At 57.4% G+C, this 16,237-nt stretch carries 12 protein-coding genes and 5 pseudogenes; 12 read left to right on the top strand and 5 right to left on the bottom strand.

All coding sequences use genetic code 11. The annotated features are described in order from the left end of the window. Nucleotides 1-82 precede the first annotated feature (82 nt). Together LNV28_RS16320 and LNV28_RS16315 are read right to left on the bottom strand one after the other, a co-directional pair. Nucleotides 83-649, bottom strand: coding sequence for an RDD family protein (locus LNV28_RS16320; protein ID WP_263569007.1), 567 nt, complete (start codon nt 647-649; stop codon nt 83-85). 353 nt (nt 650-1,002) lie between these two features. Next, nucleotides 1,003-2,186: pseudogene (locus tag LNV28_RS16315) on the bottom strand (IS3 family transposase). On the opposite strand from LNV28_RS16315, the gene LNV28_RS16310 reads away from it, so the two are divergent. Then, complete coding sequence (locus LNV28_RS16310; RefSeq protein WP_411969986.1) at nt 2,162-3,247, top strand: integron integrase; 1,086 nt, start codon at nt 2,162-2,164, stop codon at nt 3,245-3,247. The pseudogene LNV28_RS16315 and the gene LNV28_RS16310 sit on opposite strands and share 25 nt — an antisense overlap. A gap of 485 nt (nt 3,248-3,732) precedes the next feature. On the opposite strand, the gene LNV28_RS16305 is transcribed toward LNV28_RS16310, so the two are convergent. Beyond that, complete coding sequence (locus LNV28_RS16305) at nt 3,733-4,002, bottom strand: helix-turn-helix domain-containing protein (protein ID WP_263569006.1); 270 nt, start codon at nt 4,000-4,002, stop codon at nt 3,733-3,735. Nucleotides 4,003-4,102: 100 nt separating this feature from the next. Between LNV28_RS16305 and LNV28_RS16300 the strand changes: the two genes are divergently transcribed. The 7 genes and pseudogenes from LNV28_RS16300 to LNV28_RS16270 all read left to right on the top strand — a co-directional run. Continuing rightward, nucleotides 4,103-4,576 (top strand): RNA polymerase sigma factor, encoded by a 474-nt coding sequence (locus LNV28_RS16300; protein ID WP_263569005.1) that lies wholly within the window; start codon nt 4,103-4,105, stop codon nt 4,574-4,576. Further along, nucleotides 4,576-4,800, top strand: a pseudogene (locus tag LNV28_RS25095) (FecR/PupR family sigma factor regulator); the annotation flags it as partial. The gene LNV28_RS16300 and the pseudogene LNV28_RS25095, both read left to right, overlap by 1 nt. Before the next feature lie 129 nt (nt 4,801-4,929). Next, nucleotides 4,930-5,682: a FecR family protein gene (locus LNV28_RS16290; protein ID WP_263569010.1), complete on the top strand. Its 753-nt coding sequence runs from the start codon at nt 4,930-4,932 to the stop codon at nt 5,680-5,682. 718 nt (nt 5,683-6,400) lie between these two features. After that, on the top strand, nt 6,401-7,330 hold the full coding sequence (locus LNV28_RS16285; protein ID WP_263569004.1) for a restriction endonuclease: 930 nt from the start codon (nt 6,401-6,403) through the stop codon (nt 7,328-7,330). 105 nt (nt 7,331-7,435) lie between these two features. Next, a complete protein-coding gene (locus tag LNV28_RS16280) occupies nt 7,436-7,750 on the top strand; it encodes a hypothetical protein (RefSeq protein ID WP_263569003.1) in 315 nt (104 codons plus the stop codon). 129 nt (nt 7,751-7,879) lie between these two features. Continuing rightward, on the top strand, nt 7,880-8,512 hold the full coding sequence (locus tag LNV28_RS16275; protein ID WP_263569002.1) for a hypothetical protein: 633 nt from the start codon (nt 7,880-7,882) through the stop codon (nt 8,510-8,512). A gap of 179 nt (nt 8,513-8,691) precedes the next feature. Continuing rightward, nucleotides 8,692-8,925, top strand: a pseudogene (locus LNV28_RS16270) (IS3 family transposase); the annotation flags it as partial. Between the two features lie 484 nt (nt 8,926-9,409). Here the strand turns inward: LNV28_RS16270 and LNV28_RS16265 are convergent. Beyond that, nucleotides 9,410-10,298 (bottom strand): annotated as a pseudogene (locus LNV28_RS16265) (IS91 family transposase); the annotation flags it as partial. Then, nucleotides 10,232-11,248, bottom strand: a pseudogene (locus LNV28_RS16260) (tyrosine-type recombinase/integrase). The pseudogenes LNV28_RS16260 and LNV28_RS16265, both read right to left, overlap by 67 nt. A 377-nt stretch (nt 11,249-11,625) precedes the next feature. Between LNV28_RS16260 and LNV28_RS16255 the strand changes: the two are divergent. From LNV28_RS16255 to LNV28_RS16240, 4 genes are all read left to right on the top strand, one after another. Further along, the gene (locus LNV28_RS16255; protein ID WP_263569001.1) at nt 11,626-12,672 is read left to right on the top strand and encodes an HlyD family secretion protein; all 1,047 of its coding nucleotides are present in this window, start codon (nt 11,626-11,628) and stop codon (nt 12,670-12,672) included. After that, nucleotides 12,669-14,825, top strand: coding sequence for a peptidase domain-containing ABC transporter (locus LNV28_RS16250; RefSeq protein WP_263569000.1), 2,157 nt, complete (start codon nt 12,669-12,671; stop codon nt 14,823-14,825). Before LNV28_RS16255 ends, LNV28_RS16250 begins: the two co-directional genes overlap by 4 nt. Nucleotides 14,826-14,855: 30 nt before the next feature. After that, nucleotides 14,856-15,032 (top strand): hypothetical protein, encoded by a 177-nt coding sequence (locus LNV28_RS16245; protein ID WP_263568999.1) that lies wholly within the window; start codon nt 14,856-14,858, stop codon nt 15,030-15,032. A 72-nt stretch (nt 15,033-15,104) separates the two neighbouring features. Continuing rightward, nucleotides 15,105-16,223 carry a radical SAM protein gene (locus tag LNV28_RS16240; RefSeq protein WP_318013867.1) on the top strand — a complete coding sequence of 373 codons (1,119 nt, stop codon included), beginning with the start codon at nt 15,105-15,107 and terminating at the stop codon, nt 16,221-16,223. Nucleotides 16,224-16,237 lie beyond the last annotated feature (14 nt).

Genomic DNA, 16,237 nt, shown 5'->3' with positions numbered 1-16,237 from the left:
ACAGGTCTAGAAATGAAAAAGACCCCGAAGGGTCAGGTCTTGCTATTGGAGCTTGAAACGGTGGGAAGTCCTTGTAGCCAGGTTAGGCATCGCTAAGCGCCGACGGCGAGAAGGTGGTTCGTTCCGACACAACGACGGTTCCACCAATGAAATCGTGAAGAGCACGACGATGCTTGTTGAAAAGCATTGTCACCAATTCTCCCAATGCCCAAACCTGAGTCGCGGTGGCCGACCAGGACGCCCAGGAAGGCTCATATGCCTGCAAGTTATTGATTTGTTCAATGTACGAGGCAGCGTAGTACAGCGAGTCAGGTACGTGAAGAAGGGCGATGAAGAATGACAGTGTGGAAAGGGTAGTGAGACCGATGTCCACTGAGCTTCGAGCCCAGGCGTTGCTCCAGGCCAGCCTCTCTCCCGAGAGTTGCAAGACGCGGATTCTCATCACGCGCTTACCGATAGTCTGCCCGTAGCGGCCATGGCAGTAGATCACGTAGGCAAGAAAGCAAAAGGACAGGGGGATGACTAGTGCTGTCGCCACCGCCTTCGAGTGCTTGAAGACGAGCGCTTGGGCAGCGAGCACTGGAAGGAACACAGCGAAGTCGATCAGTGACGCAGCGAAGCGTTGAGAGAAGGTGGCGGGAGTACTCATGTTATTTGCGGTGCCTAACGTGTTGTAGGGAGACAGGTGTGTCCGTTCATCAGGGTCAGCTGTCTCCCGAATACCGCGCCCCCAACCCGTCGGCAAGGCGCACAAAGTCTGGGTCTGCGTCGCATATATGTATATTTATACAGTACCATGAAGTCCGGCAACAGCGCTACCTTCAGTTTGCCATTCCTAACGGGCCAGATCCTTGTGGTTAGCCCGACGACGGACTGCGTGCCGTTGATTGGAGGCATGCATGCTCAGTCCGTCAATCACTCTTGCAGGGGGAGCTCGGTCAGTTGCCCGCGGCCTTCTTCGCCCGCCCCCGTCTCAACTGCCTCCGCTGCAGTCTGTGCTGGTCAAGTTTTTTCGGACGCAGCGATAGGTTGTTTGATTGCCGACTTCCGCTCGAAGGCATTGCGTGGCAAGTTGCCCAATTTGGAGTGCAGCCGCACGCTGTTGTAGAAGCCAACGATGTAGTCGGCGATGTCCGTCATGGCCTCGGCGTGGTTGGCATAGTCGCGCTGCCAAACGCGCTCCGTCTTGAGGCTCAGGAAGAAGCGTTCCATCACCGCGTTATCCCAGCAGTTGCCTTTGCGACTCATGCTGCCGACCAGCCCGTGACGGGCCAGCAGCGCCTGATGAAGGGTGCTTGCGTACTGGCTACCCCTGTCGGAATGAACAATCAGCCCTGGCGCGGGTTGGCGCTGCGCGATGGCCAGTTGCAGCGCCGCACACACCAGTTCGGCGCGCATGGTCGGCGCCATCGCCCAGCCGACAACCTTGCGTGCGTACAGGTCCAGCACTACCGCCAGGTACAGCCAGCCGCTGCGCGTGCGGATGTAGGTGATGTCGCTCACCCAGGCCTGGTTGAGACCGCTCGGGTTGAAGCGCCGCGCCAGCAGGTTGTCTGAGACCGGCAGCGCATGCCCGCTGTCGGTGGTGTGGATGAACTTGCGCCGCCACAAGGCTCGCAACCTGTTCTCGCGCATCAAACGACGCACTCGCTGGCGCCCGATGTGCAGCCCCTGAGCTCGCAGCACCGCAGCAAGGCGACGGCTGCCATAGACGCGGCCGCTGGATGCGAACTCGGCCTTCAATTGCGTGCTGACCGAACAGGCCTTGGGCGCGCGCTTGGTGCGCTGACGGGCACCGTAGTAGCCCGAGCGGCTGACGCCCAGCACGCGGCAGAGCCGCTCGACGGTGACGGCCTTTTTGTGCAACTGCTCGACGAACTGATAGCTCATCGAAGCTCGCGGGCAAAGAAGGCCGATGCTTTTTTTAGGATATCGACGTCGCCGCGCAATTGCTTGTTCTCGGCCTCAAGCTGGCGGATGCGTTGCTGCTCGGCGGTCAGCGGTTTGCCGATGCCGGGGCGGCCTGCAGCCTCTTCATCGGCCTGCGTCAACCATCACCGCACGGCCGTCTCGCCGAGCTTCATGTCGCGACAGACATCGCCCACGCTCAAGCCCTGCTCGCGAATCATCTGCACGACTTGCAGCTTGAACTCGGCAGTGAATGTCCTTCGTTCTCTCTTACTCATGGTTCCCGTCCAGGTGGATTCCACCTATCGAGGTGTCCGGGGAAATTAGACCAGCACAGTCGGTCAAGCTTCTCGACCAGGTCCGTGAGCGGATCCGCTACTTGCAATACAGCCGCCGCACCGAGGAGGCTTATGTGCACTGGTGTCGAGCCTTCATACGCTTCCACGGCATTCGGCACCCGGCTGAGATGGGAGGTCCGGAGGTCGAGGCTTATCTGAGTTGGCTCTCGAACGAACGGGAAGTGGCGGTTTCAACGCACCGCCAAGCCTTGTCGGCACTGCTGTTTTTCTACGGCAAGGTGTTGGGCCTTTCTTTGCCATGGATGACGGACATAGGGCGCCCTCAGGTGAAGCGACGCCTGCCGGTGGTCTTGAGCCAAGCCGAAGTATTGGCTGTGCTGGATCATTTGGAGGGGACCCATCGCCTGCTGGCCCAGTTGCTCTATGGCACTGGCATGCGGATCACTGAGGCGCGGCAGCTTCGGGTGAAGGATCTGGACTTTGACCACGGGGTGGTCATCGTTCGTGAGGGCAAAGGCGGCAAGGATCGGGTGGTCATGTTGCCGCAGAGCCTGGCCCAGGGCTTGCGGTGGCAACTCAATGCGGCTCGTTCGATATGGATGCAAAATCAAGAGGCCGGACGGGGTGGCGTCTTCATGCCGGATGCGCTGGAGCGCAAGTATCCGAGGGCCGGTGCCTCATGGGTGTGGTTCTGGGTTTTTCCTCAGGCCGATCACTCCACTGATCCGCAGAGCGGCTTGGTCAGACGGCATCATCTGTACGACCAAACCTTCCAGCGTGTGTTCAAACGGGCGACTGCTGCCGCGGGCATCCCCAAGCCGGCGACGCCACACACCCTGCGTCATGCATTTGCGACCCACCTGCTGCAAGCGGGCTATGACATCCGCACCGTTCAGGAGTTGCTGGGCCATTCCGACGTCGCCACAACCATGATCTACACACATGTGCTCAAGATTGGCGGCGCAGGCCTGCGCAGTCCGATGGATTCATCGAGCCTTGAATCGGCAGATAGACCGCCGCAGCAATGGCCAGCCGTATAGCTGCCCTTCGTCTACGCCTGCTACTGGCCGCCTCCAGCCGGTTAGTGCTTTTTGCCACGGCAGGCAGCGACCGTTTCGGTGCCGACATCCAGCCATGAACTTGGGCGTCGGCTTTGAGCAGAGGCTGTGTGAAAACTCGATCTGCAAGTTCAGAGTCAAAAAGTCGGCCGCTCAGATCGGCCTAGGATCGTCGATCGGCAACGAACTAAGGGTTGAATGACCCCGGAAAAAGCAAGCCAAGCGAGTTTTCACACGGCCTCAGCACATTGCTGCCCCACGATTGCCAAGTCTGACCGACTGCAATCAGCGGCCCGGATTTCTCTTTGCGCCGCCAACGGTAGCAGTGCAACGGATGCAGCCGTTCGCCGTCAGGTACCGATTCCCGGTTTGACGGCAATGGCGGTCAATAAGACTTCTGCATTGCTTCGGCACGCGCGGCCGTTGTGAAGCATCTTGCCAAGTTGAGTTGAACCGCAGGGCCGTTCCTACCGTCGTAACTGTGGCTGGGTGTGGGACTCCAAGCGCTGTTCAAGCGCTTTGACGAACTGCGGCAGAGACGTTCCCAGGGCTGAAACCCAAAGCCGAAGCTCGAGCACATCCAATCGCCTAACGCCTCGTTCAACGCGACTGACATGCGTCTGCTCCCAGTTCAGTTTCTCCGCGAGAGAAACTTGCGTGAGGCCTGCTTCGGTGCGCATCTCGATAAGTAGCTCGCGTAGCAGGAGCTGTTCTTGCGTGTGTAGGTTCTTTTGCATTGACCGGCATCGGGATTTGCCGGCACCTTCCTGTAAAAAGAAAAATAGACGAAAATCGTCTATCTTGATTGGGTACGCAATTGATCTGACAGGGAGGGTGATGAAGCTACCTCAAACCCTAGAGCACATTCGCGCCGCGTTGTTGCGCCGAGGTCGTTCTGTGCACGACGCGGACGACCTTGTGCAGGAGGCTTGGGTCCGCCTGGCTTGCTATGAAGGAGAGCAGGTGGTTGCCAAGCCTGAGGCTTTCATGATGCGAACGGCTCTCAATCTGTCCATTGATGCTCACCGGTCTAGCGTCTGTCACGGTGAACAGCTGATGGTGGAGGATGTGGTCCTGCTGGACACCGCTCCAGGCACTGAGGCGATCGTGCTGGCTCGGGAGCGCATGGCGCGTCTGAGTCTCGGGTTAGGGCGCCTGACCGACAAGACCCGGGACATTTTTCTATCCCATCGGGTCGATGGTTTGACCTATCAAGAGATCGCCCAGCATCATGGTTTGAGCATCAGCACGGTGGAGAAGCATGTCGCCAAGGCCACCCTGCAGCTGACAAGCTGGATGGAAGGTTGGTAGTGGTCGCTGAGTTTGATGGGGAGCCCGGTAGGGCAGGGCGGGTGGACAGTGAACGTCTTGGGCTGTCTGAGGATGCGAGAGGACATTCACCGCCTTTGGTGACGCCTGACATCGCTGCTGAAGCCGCTGTGTGGGTTGCCCGATTGCATGGCCCCAGCCGGACGCAGGCCATGGAGCGCGAGTGCTTGGCGTGGCAGGCCCAGTCATCCGCGCATCAGCTTGCCTTTGAACGATGTACGGAGACATGGCTGGCGGTTGCGAATCTCAGTCTCAGTGCCTACGCCAACGCCTGGGGCAGTGCAAAAAGGTCTCCAGAGCAGCGCGTGAGAGTCGCCAGGCCTATGCAGTGGGCCTTGGCGGCACTGTTCCTGGTGCTGGCCTCCGTGCTGGTCTTGGCGCTGCAGCCATGGCAAACCGGAGAGGTGTACGCCACGGGAGTGGGGGAGCACCGGGTGGTGATGCTGGCGGATGGCAGTCGCATGTCTTTGAACACCGCCACAAAAGTCCGTGCTAGTTTGAGTTCGTCCAAGCGGGTCGTTGACGTCGAGTCCGGGGAGGCGCTGTTTGAAGTGGCCAAGGACACCAGCCGCCCCTTCTTGGTGACTGCGGGCGAGACCGAGGTCAAAGCGACTGGAACCGCTTTTCTCGTGCGCTTGCAGCCAAGCAGTCAAGAGGTCAGCACGTCGCTCGAAGTGACCTTGATCGAGGGGCAGGTTGTCTTGCGGCCTCAGGCAGGCCTGGTGGCCGCAGCGGAGGGTGCTGGTCTGGTCGTGATGACCGCTGGGGAGCGTGTGCGCGTTGATGGCGCAATGGCCGCTTCAGGGTGCTCCAAGGTGCGAGTTGAAGGGCCAGGCCTGGACCGAGCTGTGGCCTGGACACGTGGAGAGGCCTCGTTTGACGATGTCACCCTCAATGAGGCCGTGGCCGAGATGAACCGCTATAGCTCGAAGCCCATCGTGATGGTCGAAGCCGCCAGGCTCAAGGCGCTGCGAGTCAGTGGCCTATTCTGGACAGGCGATAGTGCAAGGTTTGCGCGTGCGGTGGGGGCGCTGCATGGCTTGGACGTCAGAGAGCAATCTGATCGTTTGGAGTTGGCTCCCCGCTGAAATGATGCTGCTGGTGCAGCAGCAGGGCAGGGGAGAGGCGGCCCGTTCCCGTGCCAGCGGGCGGGAGCTTCAATGCCTTCATGCGATGCATGAACGCGCCCCCGTGCCGGACAGGCCTTCGGCCAGACCGGCACCGCTGACACCCGCCACGCCCGATGCCGGGCCGCCTGAGCCCGTTCAGGCCGACTGGTTGTCGGGCCTGGGATGCCAGTCGTGCACTGAGCGGTCCGGATATGGTCCGGATACGGTTCGCTTACGGTCCGGTTTTGGTACGGATATGGTGCGGATATGGTGCGGATATGGTCCGGTTTCGGTCCACATCCGCCAGATTGCTGCCGGTTGGCTAGCGACCAGGCTCGCCGCGTGCTCGCAAAGCTAGGCATAGGCGGTGATTTGGCCCTGAAATTCAGCGGCTGGCCGCACCCTTGCAGACCAAGAACAGTAGAAAAACTTGAGTGCAGGATAGGCTGGCTGCCAGCATTTGGATGCCAGATGTTTTGGTCTGTGCCATCGACATGGATAAGACTTGAAATCTCGCAATGGTTGAGTATGCACAAATGCATTCAACCTGGGAGGCTAGGTTCTGCCAGGAGGGTTGGATGGTCGGCGTTGATTGCCGATGAAACGTCCATGTCTGAGGCCGATATCGACCTCCCGGAAAGCTTCGAAACTTCGAGGTTCGACGGACTATGATTCTGCGAAAAAGGGAGACCGATTGGTGGCAGGAAGATCAAGTGAAAAGACCCGGGCAGCGCGCAAGCTGGAAGATGTGGCGTTCAAGATCCTGGGGGTAGGGGTGTTGCTTGCATTGCTGCCGTTCTTCTTGAGTAAATCGCCGCTCGAGGCTGCATTTGGCATGCTCAGACTTTTGGGCGTGGTTTTGCTAATTGGAGGCGGCGCTCTTCTGGTGATAGCCAAAAGGGCCTCCCAGGCTGGACGGCCCGCAACAGGCGAAAGCGCAAAAGGAGTCGGCCTGAAGCAGGACATGCGTTCCAGCGAGTCGAGCCCTGCATTGAGCACTGCTCGGGCATCTGTACCAGTGACGGCGCAGGCTGATCTCGTCGCCACGTCATTTGAGGCGTCGGTTCGCCCTGACGCGTGGCGTAAGACGGTTCTTGATGTGATCGAGTGGCGCCGCTTTGAGGCGCTGGTCGAGGCCTTGTTCAAGCAGGCAGGCTTTGAAACGCATTCGCAGTCGCACGGCGCTGATGGCGGCATCGACATCTGGTTGTACTCGCGCCATCAGCCTGGCGTTCTCGTTAGCTTGGTGCAGTGCAAGCACTGGCAAGGCCGGAAAGTGGGCGTTGACAAGATTCGAGAACTGCGGGGAGTGATGGCTGCTCACAAGGTGAAGCGCGGCCAGTTTGCGACCACCTCCTCATTCACCGCAGATGCTGAAGCCTTCGCTGCTGAGAATGGAGTGAACCTGCTCTGCGCAGAAAAGTTGCTTCAGCTCATAGCTTCCCGCACGCCCGAGCAGCAATCCGAACTGCTCGAAGTTGCGTTGGAGGGGGAGTACTGGCGCCCAACCTGCGTGAACTGCGGCATCAAGATGGTTGACCGGGTGTCGCGCAACGGAGGCTCTCCCTTCTGGGGGTGCTCCTCGTATCCGACGTGCAAGTCGACATTACCAATCCGTGCCGGGTGATGCGCCATGCGCTGCTGCGGATTACCCATCGCCTCCCCCAGCTGGTGCAGTTAACGGCAAGCAATTGAGTTGGCCGATCCTTAGAAAAGGTTGAAAGGCAATCGAATGAATGAACCTGTTGTAGCTCCATTGACCACGCAAGAGCCCGTAACCAGATCTGAGTTGCAGCCATTGCTCGATTATTTGCAATCGCCGCAAGGCCACGAAATTGCGGGGCGCCTTCTTTCTGTTGTCGAGGACATCAAGAAATCGACGTTGGATAAGACAACAAATCATGCTGCATTCGAAAAATGGCTGCAGGCCTTGATCATCTTTATCGTGGTGAGTGCGTCGTCGGTGCTGAGCTATCTCGGAAAATTTGACACTTCTTTGGGGGTTTTGTTTGGGACTCTGGTTGGGTATATCTTCGGAAAGAAGTAGGTCGCTGCGAGTGGAATATTTGTCATTTCTGGTCGCAAGTTACCAAAACTTTGGTTGTTGATGATAAATTTTATTTTGCCACTCCTCGTGCATTCGATGTGACAGGGGGTATTGGGTGAATTTGGTTGAATGAATGTTCAAGCTATGAACAGACTCAGGCAATATCTGAGTACGCAGTTCCAACCTTTTGATAGAGCGGCCCTGTGGTCATCTCAGGTTGCAAAGGAAGGCGCGCTGATAGTTTTTTGGTGGGCCGTGCCGTCATTCCTGTTCGTGTGGCTTGTGTCTCGGTTTCGGGATTACCTACCGGCAGCGTATCTTGAATCAGCAATTTCAGAGGGAATCGGGCCACATCTCTGGAACGTTGTGGGAACGCTTGGTCTTGTGCTCGTAGGCTTTGCTTTGCTGTTCCCTAGATCTAGACTTATTGCCCGCAGCGCATATTATGTTCTTATAAATACTAATGCCATTGGTGGTTTGTCCTTTGGGTTGCTGTTTGGGCAGCTCTTTACTAGGTTTGCTGCCTCCACGAAAAATCTTGCCTTGTGGAAGGTGTGGCTCATGGGTGCGGGTGGCGTCTGCCTGGCTATTCAAGTGCTCGCGCTAAATTTCTCTCTTTGGTATCTCGGGCACCTCATGGCCACTCGTGAGGCGAGCGATGGCTTTCTTCATCGAGTCGAGCGGATTGACTTCCCCTTGAGGCTTTTTGCATTTCTATTTTTTGGGACTTTCCCTGTCATTCTTCTATTTATGGAGAAGTGAATGTGTATGGGCGAAATTCCCCCAAGCTCGCTCACATAAAGTGGCTCGTATTTCCTGATTCCACCCTGCTAAGTTGTTCGTGAATCTGGGCACTGATGCGACCGTAAGCCAACTGAATACGACGGCCTGGCGCGCACCTTCGACAGAGGGGTGTGCTGCCTTTGATTCGCAGCAGCTAGCGTGTGGCAGAAGCAGGCATCTAGCCCTCCGTTCGCTCCAAGGCCGACAGCTATGACAACGCTCTGGCCGAGACGATCCGTCGGCGCGGGCGCTGGAAGACCAAGCAATTCGTTGTGCTGGCGGCTCTCGAATGGGTAGCTTGGTTCAGCATTAATCGGCTGACGGGATCGCTGGGACAGGTCTCGCCTGCCGAGTTCGAAGCCAATTGCCATCGCCAACGCGCTTGTCAGGCCGCGACCGTCGGACTTAAACCAACAGGCCTCCATGAACTCGGGACGCTTCGCAGCCCTTCACGAGCGCCGAAGTTACTGAGGACAAGAATTGGCCGCGACAGCGACTGGAGCGAATTGGGCTTCTTTGGTAGTAATCACCGCAACCTTCTTCAGGTAAAGGAGCGCAAGTCGCCGCTCGGACCAGCGCCTGCGCCCGATGGGCCATTTTTGTCTATCAGCGTGAGCACACCGGCCCGTCGCTACCGTCGGGAATCGCTGCCAAGGCGCCCTTCGAGTGATCGCATGTGGGACCTTCGCCCACGCGTCTGCACGGCCTTGTCGTCGTTTGAATCAGGGCCAGGCTGGCTCCGACGGACTTTGTTTGGAGAGGCTCGCCGAAGGTTGTAGATTGGAGCAGTTCCGACGGACTTTCCAGTTCCGCACCCCAGTACGTAAATCAAGCACTTACGTGCATCAATCCCGACGGACTTTATTTGTTGGAGCCAATAGTCTTGTAGCGCACCTTTCCCTTGGCATCGCCCTTGGCACGGTAGTCCTTCCAACGGAAGGTCGCGGCGCTAGCATCCGCGGCGACTAGGCGGGTGTTGGGTATGGCCACCCGGCGCGTGTAGCGCGACAGATAGGCCTGCACGGCATGCGGCCCGGCAAACGGCCGCTTGGCGTTAACCGCTCACTCCTGCTGACGCATCGGCGCCAGCCAGTCGGCAAAGGCCTTGGCGTCCTGCAGCGATGCTTGCTCGCCGAAGAACTCCAGTTGCGCCGCACGATGCAGTTGCTCAAGCCGGTCGAGGAAGCGCCGTCGGAACAGCCGCGAGAGCACTCGCACGGGGAGGAAGTACCCCGGTCGGTAGGCCACCCAGCTCTTGCCGTCAGGCTTGAGCCCGCCGCCCGGCACGATGCCGTGCACATGTGGGTGGTGCGTTAGCGCTGAGCCCCAGGTGTGCAACGCCAGCGTGGCACCGATGCGCGCCTAGGTGCTTCGTATTGCCAGCAATGGTCAGCAGCACCTCGGCAGCCATGTCGAACAGCAGGCCGTAGCTTGTGGCCTTGTTCTGGTAAGCCAGCTCGGCGATGGGTGCAGGCAACGTGAAGACGACGTGGTAGTACTCGACGGGCAGCAGATCAGCCTGCCGGGCGTCGAGCCAGCGCTGGGCCGCGTGGTCCTGACACTTGGGGCAATGCCGATTGCGGCAGGAGTTGTAGCTCACCTGATCGGTGCCGCAGCCTTCGCCGCGCAAGATGTGTCCGCCCAGTGCCGCGCTGCGGCACTGCTCGATGGCTGACATGACCTTGAGCTGACCCAGGCTCAGGTGGCCACGCCGGGCGGCTCGCCAGACAGGACCGTGGGTGCGGAAGATTTCGGCGACCTCCAAGTGCGGGCCACCCTACGACGTAGGCCTCGCGACGGCGGCAGGTTCTCCAGCGGGTTGATCACTTCGCGCAGCAAGTCGGTGGCGACGTGGGCATAGATGCTGGTCGTCTCCAGCCTGGCGAGACCGAGCAAGACCTGGATGACGCGGACGGCTACCCGCTTCTCCGACAGGTGAGTCGCAAATGAGTGGCGCAGCGTGTGTATGGACAAGCGCTTGTCGATTTTGGCCGCAGCGGCAGCGGCGTGGATGGCGCGATTGAGCTGACGAGTGCTCAGCGGATCCGTCGGAAACAAGCCCGGGAACAGCCAGTCGCCACGCAGGATCTTGTCCAGGGCGTGGGCCACGCACTACCACGCGCGCATTCGCTCCAGCAGCATCGGCGGCAGCATTGCGTAGCGATCCTTGCGGCCCTTGCCTTGCTCCACGCTCAGCGTCATGCGCTGGTTGTCGATGTGGTCGACCTTCAGTGAGATCATTTCGCTGGCTCGCAGCCCGGTGCCGTAGGCCAGCGACCGCGCCGTCTGGTGGTTGAGGTTCCAGGCCGCAGCGATCAGCAGGGAGACCTCCTCGCGGCTGAGTACAACGGGCAGCGTGTGTCGTACCTGCACGTGCTGCATCTTGAGCATCAGCTCGGGGCGAAGCAGCGTGATGTCGAAGAAGAACTTGAGCCTGGTGATCGTCGCGTTGAGCGGGATGGGGTGGGGGGGGGCTGCCTGATCACAGGCTGCCACCTTTCTATTCTTGCTTTGCCATAAGAGCAGATTTGCGCTGACCCTTCCACAGTAGGGGCGCTGCACGAGTCGTTCGAACAGCAGATAGCTCTGCCGCAACGTCTCTCCCACCTCCCTCTCGCGGCGAGTTGGGCTAACATCGAAACCAGCCGGATTGAAAAGAGCTGCCGGGTTTAACCCGATGGGCGATGACAGCGCATTCTTCCCATAATGCTCCATACAAGCGTGAGCATCGTCACGCAATAAGATGCGCAAAAAAATAGCGCCAGGGGGGTCAGATCTTGTCGTCTCCGCTCAATGGGAGCGTTCCGTTATTTCGTCCAGAAGTTGCCGCCGCTCGGCAAGGTGACTGGATCGGAAGTCCGTTGCTTCCTGGGTGGCGCTGGTTGCGATTTTCCGGGTTCGTAGTCTGTCTGGTGGTTGTCGCTGCGGTAGGCCTCGCGGCATTCACGAGCTACACCCGAACGATTCGCGCGCCCGGCGTTGTTCTGCCCATTAATGGCCAAAACCGAATCTATGCGCCACTCGACACGCGCATCGCTCGAGTTTGCAAGGGAGTTGGACAGATAGTCGAAGCCGGCGAATGCCTATTTGTCGTGACCAAAAGCCGAACGCTATTCGACGGTCGCGGAACTCGTGTCGACGAATCGAAGGCCATTGCTCTAGAGCGTCGCGTTGCGTTGCTTCGAAGCGAACGCTCCGTCCTGACGGATGAGCTTCAGGACATCGGTGAACAGCTTCGGACATCGAAGCAAACGGCCGACGAGGAACTGGTCAAAGTTGCCGAATTGGCGCGCCTTCAGGACCCGAAGACGAGATTCGCAGGTGAACAATACAAGAGCCACCAGGAGCTCGCCAATCAGGGCTTCATATCTAGTGAAGCTCTTAAGCAAAAGATTACTGACCGCTTCGACGCCGAAAGGGCGACCGTGGAACTGGAGCGCGACAGGGTCCGGCTGCGTCGAACTCAGCGTGAAGCGGAATTCAGCCTGCGCTCGAATTCCAGAACGATTCGAGCGCGGACTTCGGAAATTGACCGCCAAATAGAGGAAGTCACCAAGGACCTACTCGAGGCTAAAGCAGACCTAGGACTGACCGTTGTTGCGCACCGGAGGTCCATCGTTTACGCAGTCTTCGTCCATGAAGGTGACTACGCGACCCCCAGGCCTGCAATGCTTCTGGCCGAGGCTTCTGACGGACTTGAAATCAACTTTTGGGTTGATTCCTCGGCTGCTCCCTATTTTCAGAATGGCACCACCGTGAGAGCTTCACTGAGCGCGTTCCCCAGTCAGCGCTACGGCTACTTGTCAGCGCAGGTGGTCTCTTGGTCACAGGCTTCCACGAATGACGACGAAATCCAACCCGCAGACCAAGTCTCAGTGAAGCGGGCGCACCGGCAGTTCTTGATCAAGGCGCGAATCAATGTCGCGGCAAGTACTTTAAAGGTCCGCCTCAGTGAGCTGCGAGCTGGCATGGAGGCCGACGTACTGATCCCGACCGAAACCCAAAGCGTACTTCGGTGGTTTGTTGATCCGGCTGCTCGGCTGCTCAAAGGTCAACGAGACACAACGCAGTTCAAGCCGAGCGAACCGCCTCAGACCTCGATCTATCAGCCCCCGACCCATTCGCAGGCACATCCATGAAAAAACTGCCTGTCATCTTGCAGGGTGAAGCGACAGAGTGCGGACTTGCTTGCCTCGCGATGGTGAGTGCCTTCTGGGGGGCCACTTACACCCTACCTCAACTGAGGTCGCAATTTAGTCCCAGCCTTCGAGGCGTGAATCTTGGCGGTATTACCAGTATTGCCCGCGCATTGGGGTTTCAATGCCGAGCTCTGCGAACTGAACCCCAGAACCTCCGCGAAATTCGGACGCCGTCAATTCTGCATTGGGACCTGAACCACTTTGTGGTGCTGGACCGCGTTCAGGGTGAGAAATTCACCATTCACGACCCAAAGTTGGGGCGCCGCAACGTTACGGCGGCAGAACTGAGCCAGCGCTTTACTGGGGTGGTCCTTGAGTTGACTGGATTGACGGACCAAAGGTCAACTCTTCAAGTTGAACCAAAATTATCCCTCTTGAGGTGGCTTGGGGTATTTGACGGATTCGCAGCCAGTCTAGCCACTGTGCTCGCCTTCTCGGCCGTGCTAGAAATCGCCACACTTCTGGCGCCGGGGTATTTACAAACCATTATTGACTCATCCATTCCAAATGGGGATCAGGACCTAGTAACGGTACTCGGATTGGTTTTTCTGTCCTTGGCCGTTCTGCAGTTTGCACTTTCGTTCGCACGTTCGAGTGCTATGTCTGACTTGTCATTCAGGCTGCATCACCAATGGGCCACGCGCCTATTCACTCACCTTGTTCACCTTCCCGCGGAGTACTTCCAGAAGCGGCATGTGGGTGATGTGGTATCTCGATTTCGCGCGATCGACAATGTGCAGCGCGTTGTTAGCTCCATCGGGATGGAAACTGGCATCGATGCAGCGATATCGGTGATTCTCATCGGGGTAATGTTCTATTACAGCGCACCCCTTGCCGCAATTTCCTTATCCGGGATGACCCTTTGCGTCCTACTCCGCATCTCAGTCCTCTCGAAGATGCGTCGCCACTCTGAGGTTCAGAATGTCGCGGCTGCACGAGAAATAAGCACTTTCCTTGAGACTGTCCGAACTTCTATCGTTGTAAAGCTGCTGAGTTTGGAGCGCAGGCGAATTGAAATGTGGTCCAACGCATATGTTGACGCCACAAACGGCGACGTAAGAGTGCAGCGATTGTCGATCGTCTCGGTAGCTGGCACAAACTTAATCCTAAGCATTGAGCAGGTTGCCGTGGTTTGGCTTGGTGCCCACTTGGCAATTCAAGGGGCGCTAAGTGTGGGAATGCTGCTGGCATATCTCGCCTACAGAGCAATCCTGATGACGCGGGTACGCGCAGTACTAGAAAAGCTGGTCGAACTTCGCCTTCTTGCGGTCGACTTTGACCGATTGCGAGATATCGTTGAAACCGAGGCTGAAAATCAATCTCAGTCGCTTGAAATTTCGAACTCCAAGGGCCCACAAGCGGTAGAGTTCTATAATGTGAGCTTCAGGTACTCGAGTACTGATCCGTGGATTCTCAGAGATGTTTCATTCAAGATTGACGCTGGTGAATCAGTTGCGCTAGTTGGTCCTTCAGGGTGCGGCAAGAGTACAGTTGCAAAGCTAATACTTGGCCTGCTTCGCCCGACCTCGGGTGAAGTTCTAATTGATGGTCGAAACATAGAAGGATGTTCTCGCAGTGAGCTCTACGCGGCGATGGCAGCAGTGCTTCAAGACGATAGTTTGCTAACGGGTTCGTTGATCGATAATATCTCCTCTTTTGACAGTGGAGTAGATATCGCTCGCATCGAAGAATCCGCTGCGTTCGCTGATATAGCGGACGATATCGTTAAAATGCCCATGCAGTATCACACCCTTGTAGGCGACGTTGGTTCAAGCTTATCCGGTGGTCAAAGGCAGCGCATTTTGCTGGCTAGAGCCCTCTATCGCAAGCCTTCGCTATTGGTGCTCGATGAGGCAACAAGTCACTTGGATATGCAGAGCGAGTCCCGTGTAAATGAATCAATTAGGCGCATGGGGAGTACCCGAGTAATCATCGCCCATCGGCGAGAAACAATTGCTTCTGCAGGCCGAGTAATTGAATTAATTAAACCCGGTCACGGCAAGTCTGAAGTGCACCAAGGGAGGAATGCTGGGGTGACCAACTCAACTGAGAAGGCAACTCCACATGGCGCCGCAGCCGTTGCGGAAACTTAGGAGAAGACTGTGAGTATTATTTCTGTAGACATGTCTCAAATCGCCTTCAATGAATTCGGCGCCCAAGTCGGCATCGAGATCCCGGCCGAAATGCTGTCCGAAGTGGGTGGCGCAGACAACAACGAGTGCGGTACCGGCTGCCAGGGGTCGAACAACAATCACTGTGGCAGCAAGTGCATGAGCTCAGGTGACGGCAGCACCCTCTGACTGACTCGTAGCTAATTTGCTCTGCGCCTTCGCCAAAAACGGCGAAGGCGCTATATCTAACCTGGGGAGCGCATGGAAAACACAGCACACATGAGCGAGGCCGTGTATAAGGCCTTCTTGAGCGGAATTAATCCTAGGCACTTGGAGTTGCGCCTCTTTGCGACCGAGAAGTGTAATTTTCGCTGCACTTACTGCTATGAGGACTTTGAGCTAGGACGCATGTCTCATGAAGTCCGCAATGGAATCAAGGCGTTGATGACGGCACGCGCCAAAGCCGGCCTAGAGTCTCTCTATATCTCTTGGTTCGGCGGCGAACCATTGATGGGACTTGAAGTTATCGAGGAAATCGAGACTCATCGCATCCAATTGGTTGCCCTATATCCGGAGTTGAAGTCCCATGCGAGCGGGATCACGACCAACGCCTATTTGCTTGACGAGACGATGCTGCGCAAGCTAGTAGGCTGGGGCGTCACCAGCTACCAGATTACTCTTGACGGGCCGGAGGAACATCACAATCAGACGCGGCTACGTGCCGACGGCGCCGGGACGTTTAGCGTTGTGTACGGTAATCTGCTGGCGGCAGCTGCAACGGAACTGGACTTTACTATCACACTGCGCCTGCATTTACACCACGAGAATATCGAGGCCGTTGAGAATGATCTTCTTCCCCAACTGATTAATGATTTCGGTGGCGATGAACGCTTCAAGTTGCATCCGATATCGATCGGAAATTATGGCGGCGCGTTCGAGACGAACAAGATGCGTACCACCACTCGGCAGATTGCTGATGCTGTGCGTCAACGCATCTTGACCCGTTTCAATGCAGCTAAGAAGATCGCGCCATCCGCAACAGCACAACATGAGCCAATTCCCGCACGCGCTAATCCTATTGCCGTCGCAGGCCCCGCTGCCGAAGGAGAAGCAGATGTCTGCTATGCAGCAGCTGCGAACTCGTTTGGAATTCGGTCTGATGGACGAATTGTGAAGTGCACAACTGCCTTAGATGATGCCCGGAATGACATCGGCAAGATCTTGGAATCCGGTGAGATTAAATTGGATCCTGAACTCGTGAAGATGTGGATGGTGGGTTTCTATTCGGGTAAGCCCTCGGAACTAGGATGCCCGCTGTATAGAGTCCGTACGCTCTCCGTACCGGAGAATCGGAAGTACATTCCTATCCAAGCGCTGTAATCGAATTTGGAATT

This window comes from Paucibacter sp. DJ2R-2, from assembly GCF_025717675.1.
Classification (GTDB): Bacteria; Pseudomonadota; Gammaproteobacteria; order Burkholderiales; family Burkholderiaceae_C; genus Paucibacter_A.
Note: the sequence above shows the minus strand (reverse complement) of the source record. Positions and strands in the feature narration are given on the sequence as shown.

Excerpts from the sequence above, each read along its gene's own strand:
- LNV28_RS16320 (WP_263569007.1), bottom strand. The coding sequence starts at position 649 with ATGAGTACTCCCGCCACCTTCTCTCAACGCTTCGCTGCGTCACTGATC.
- LNV28_RS16310 (WP_411969986.1), top strand. The coding sequence starts at position 2,162 with ATGTCCTTCGTTCTCTCTTACTCATGGTTCCCGTCCAGGTGGATTCCA.
- LNV28_RS16305 (WP_263569006.1), bottom strand. The coding sequence starts at position 4,002 with ATGCAAAAGAACCTACACACGCAAGAACAGCTCCTGCTACGCGAGCTA.
- LNV28_RS16300 (WP_263569005.1), top strand. The coding sequence starts at position 4,103 with ATGAAGCTACCTCAAACCCTAGAGCACATTCGCGCCGCGTTGTTGCGC.
- LNV28_RS16280 (WP_263569003.1), top strand. The coding sequence starts at position 7,436 with ATGAATGAACCTGTTGTAGCTCCATTGACCACGCAAGAGCCCGTAACC.
- LNV28_RS16275 (WP_263569002.1), top strand. The coding sequence starts at position 7,880 with ATGAATGTTCAAGCTATGAACAGACTCAGGCAATATCTGAGTACGCAG.
- LNV28_RS16250 (WP_263569000.1), top strand. The coding sequence starts at position 12,669 with ATGAAAAAACTGCCTGTCATCTTGCAGGGTGAAGCGACAGAGTGCGGA.
- LNV28_RS16245 (WP_263568999.1), top strand. The coding sequence starts at position 14,856 with ATGTCTCAAATCGCCTTCAATGAATTCGGCGCCCAAGTCGGCATCGAG.
- LNV28_RS16240 (WP_318013867.1), top strand. The coding sequence starts at position 15,105 with ATGGAAAACACAGCACACATGAGCGAGGCCGTGTATAAGGCCTTCTTG.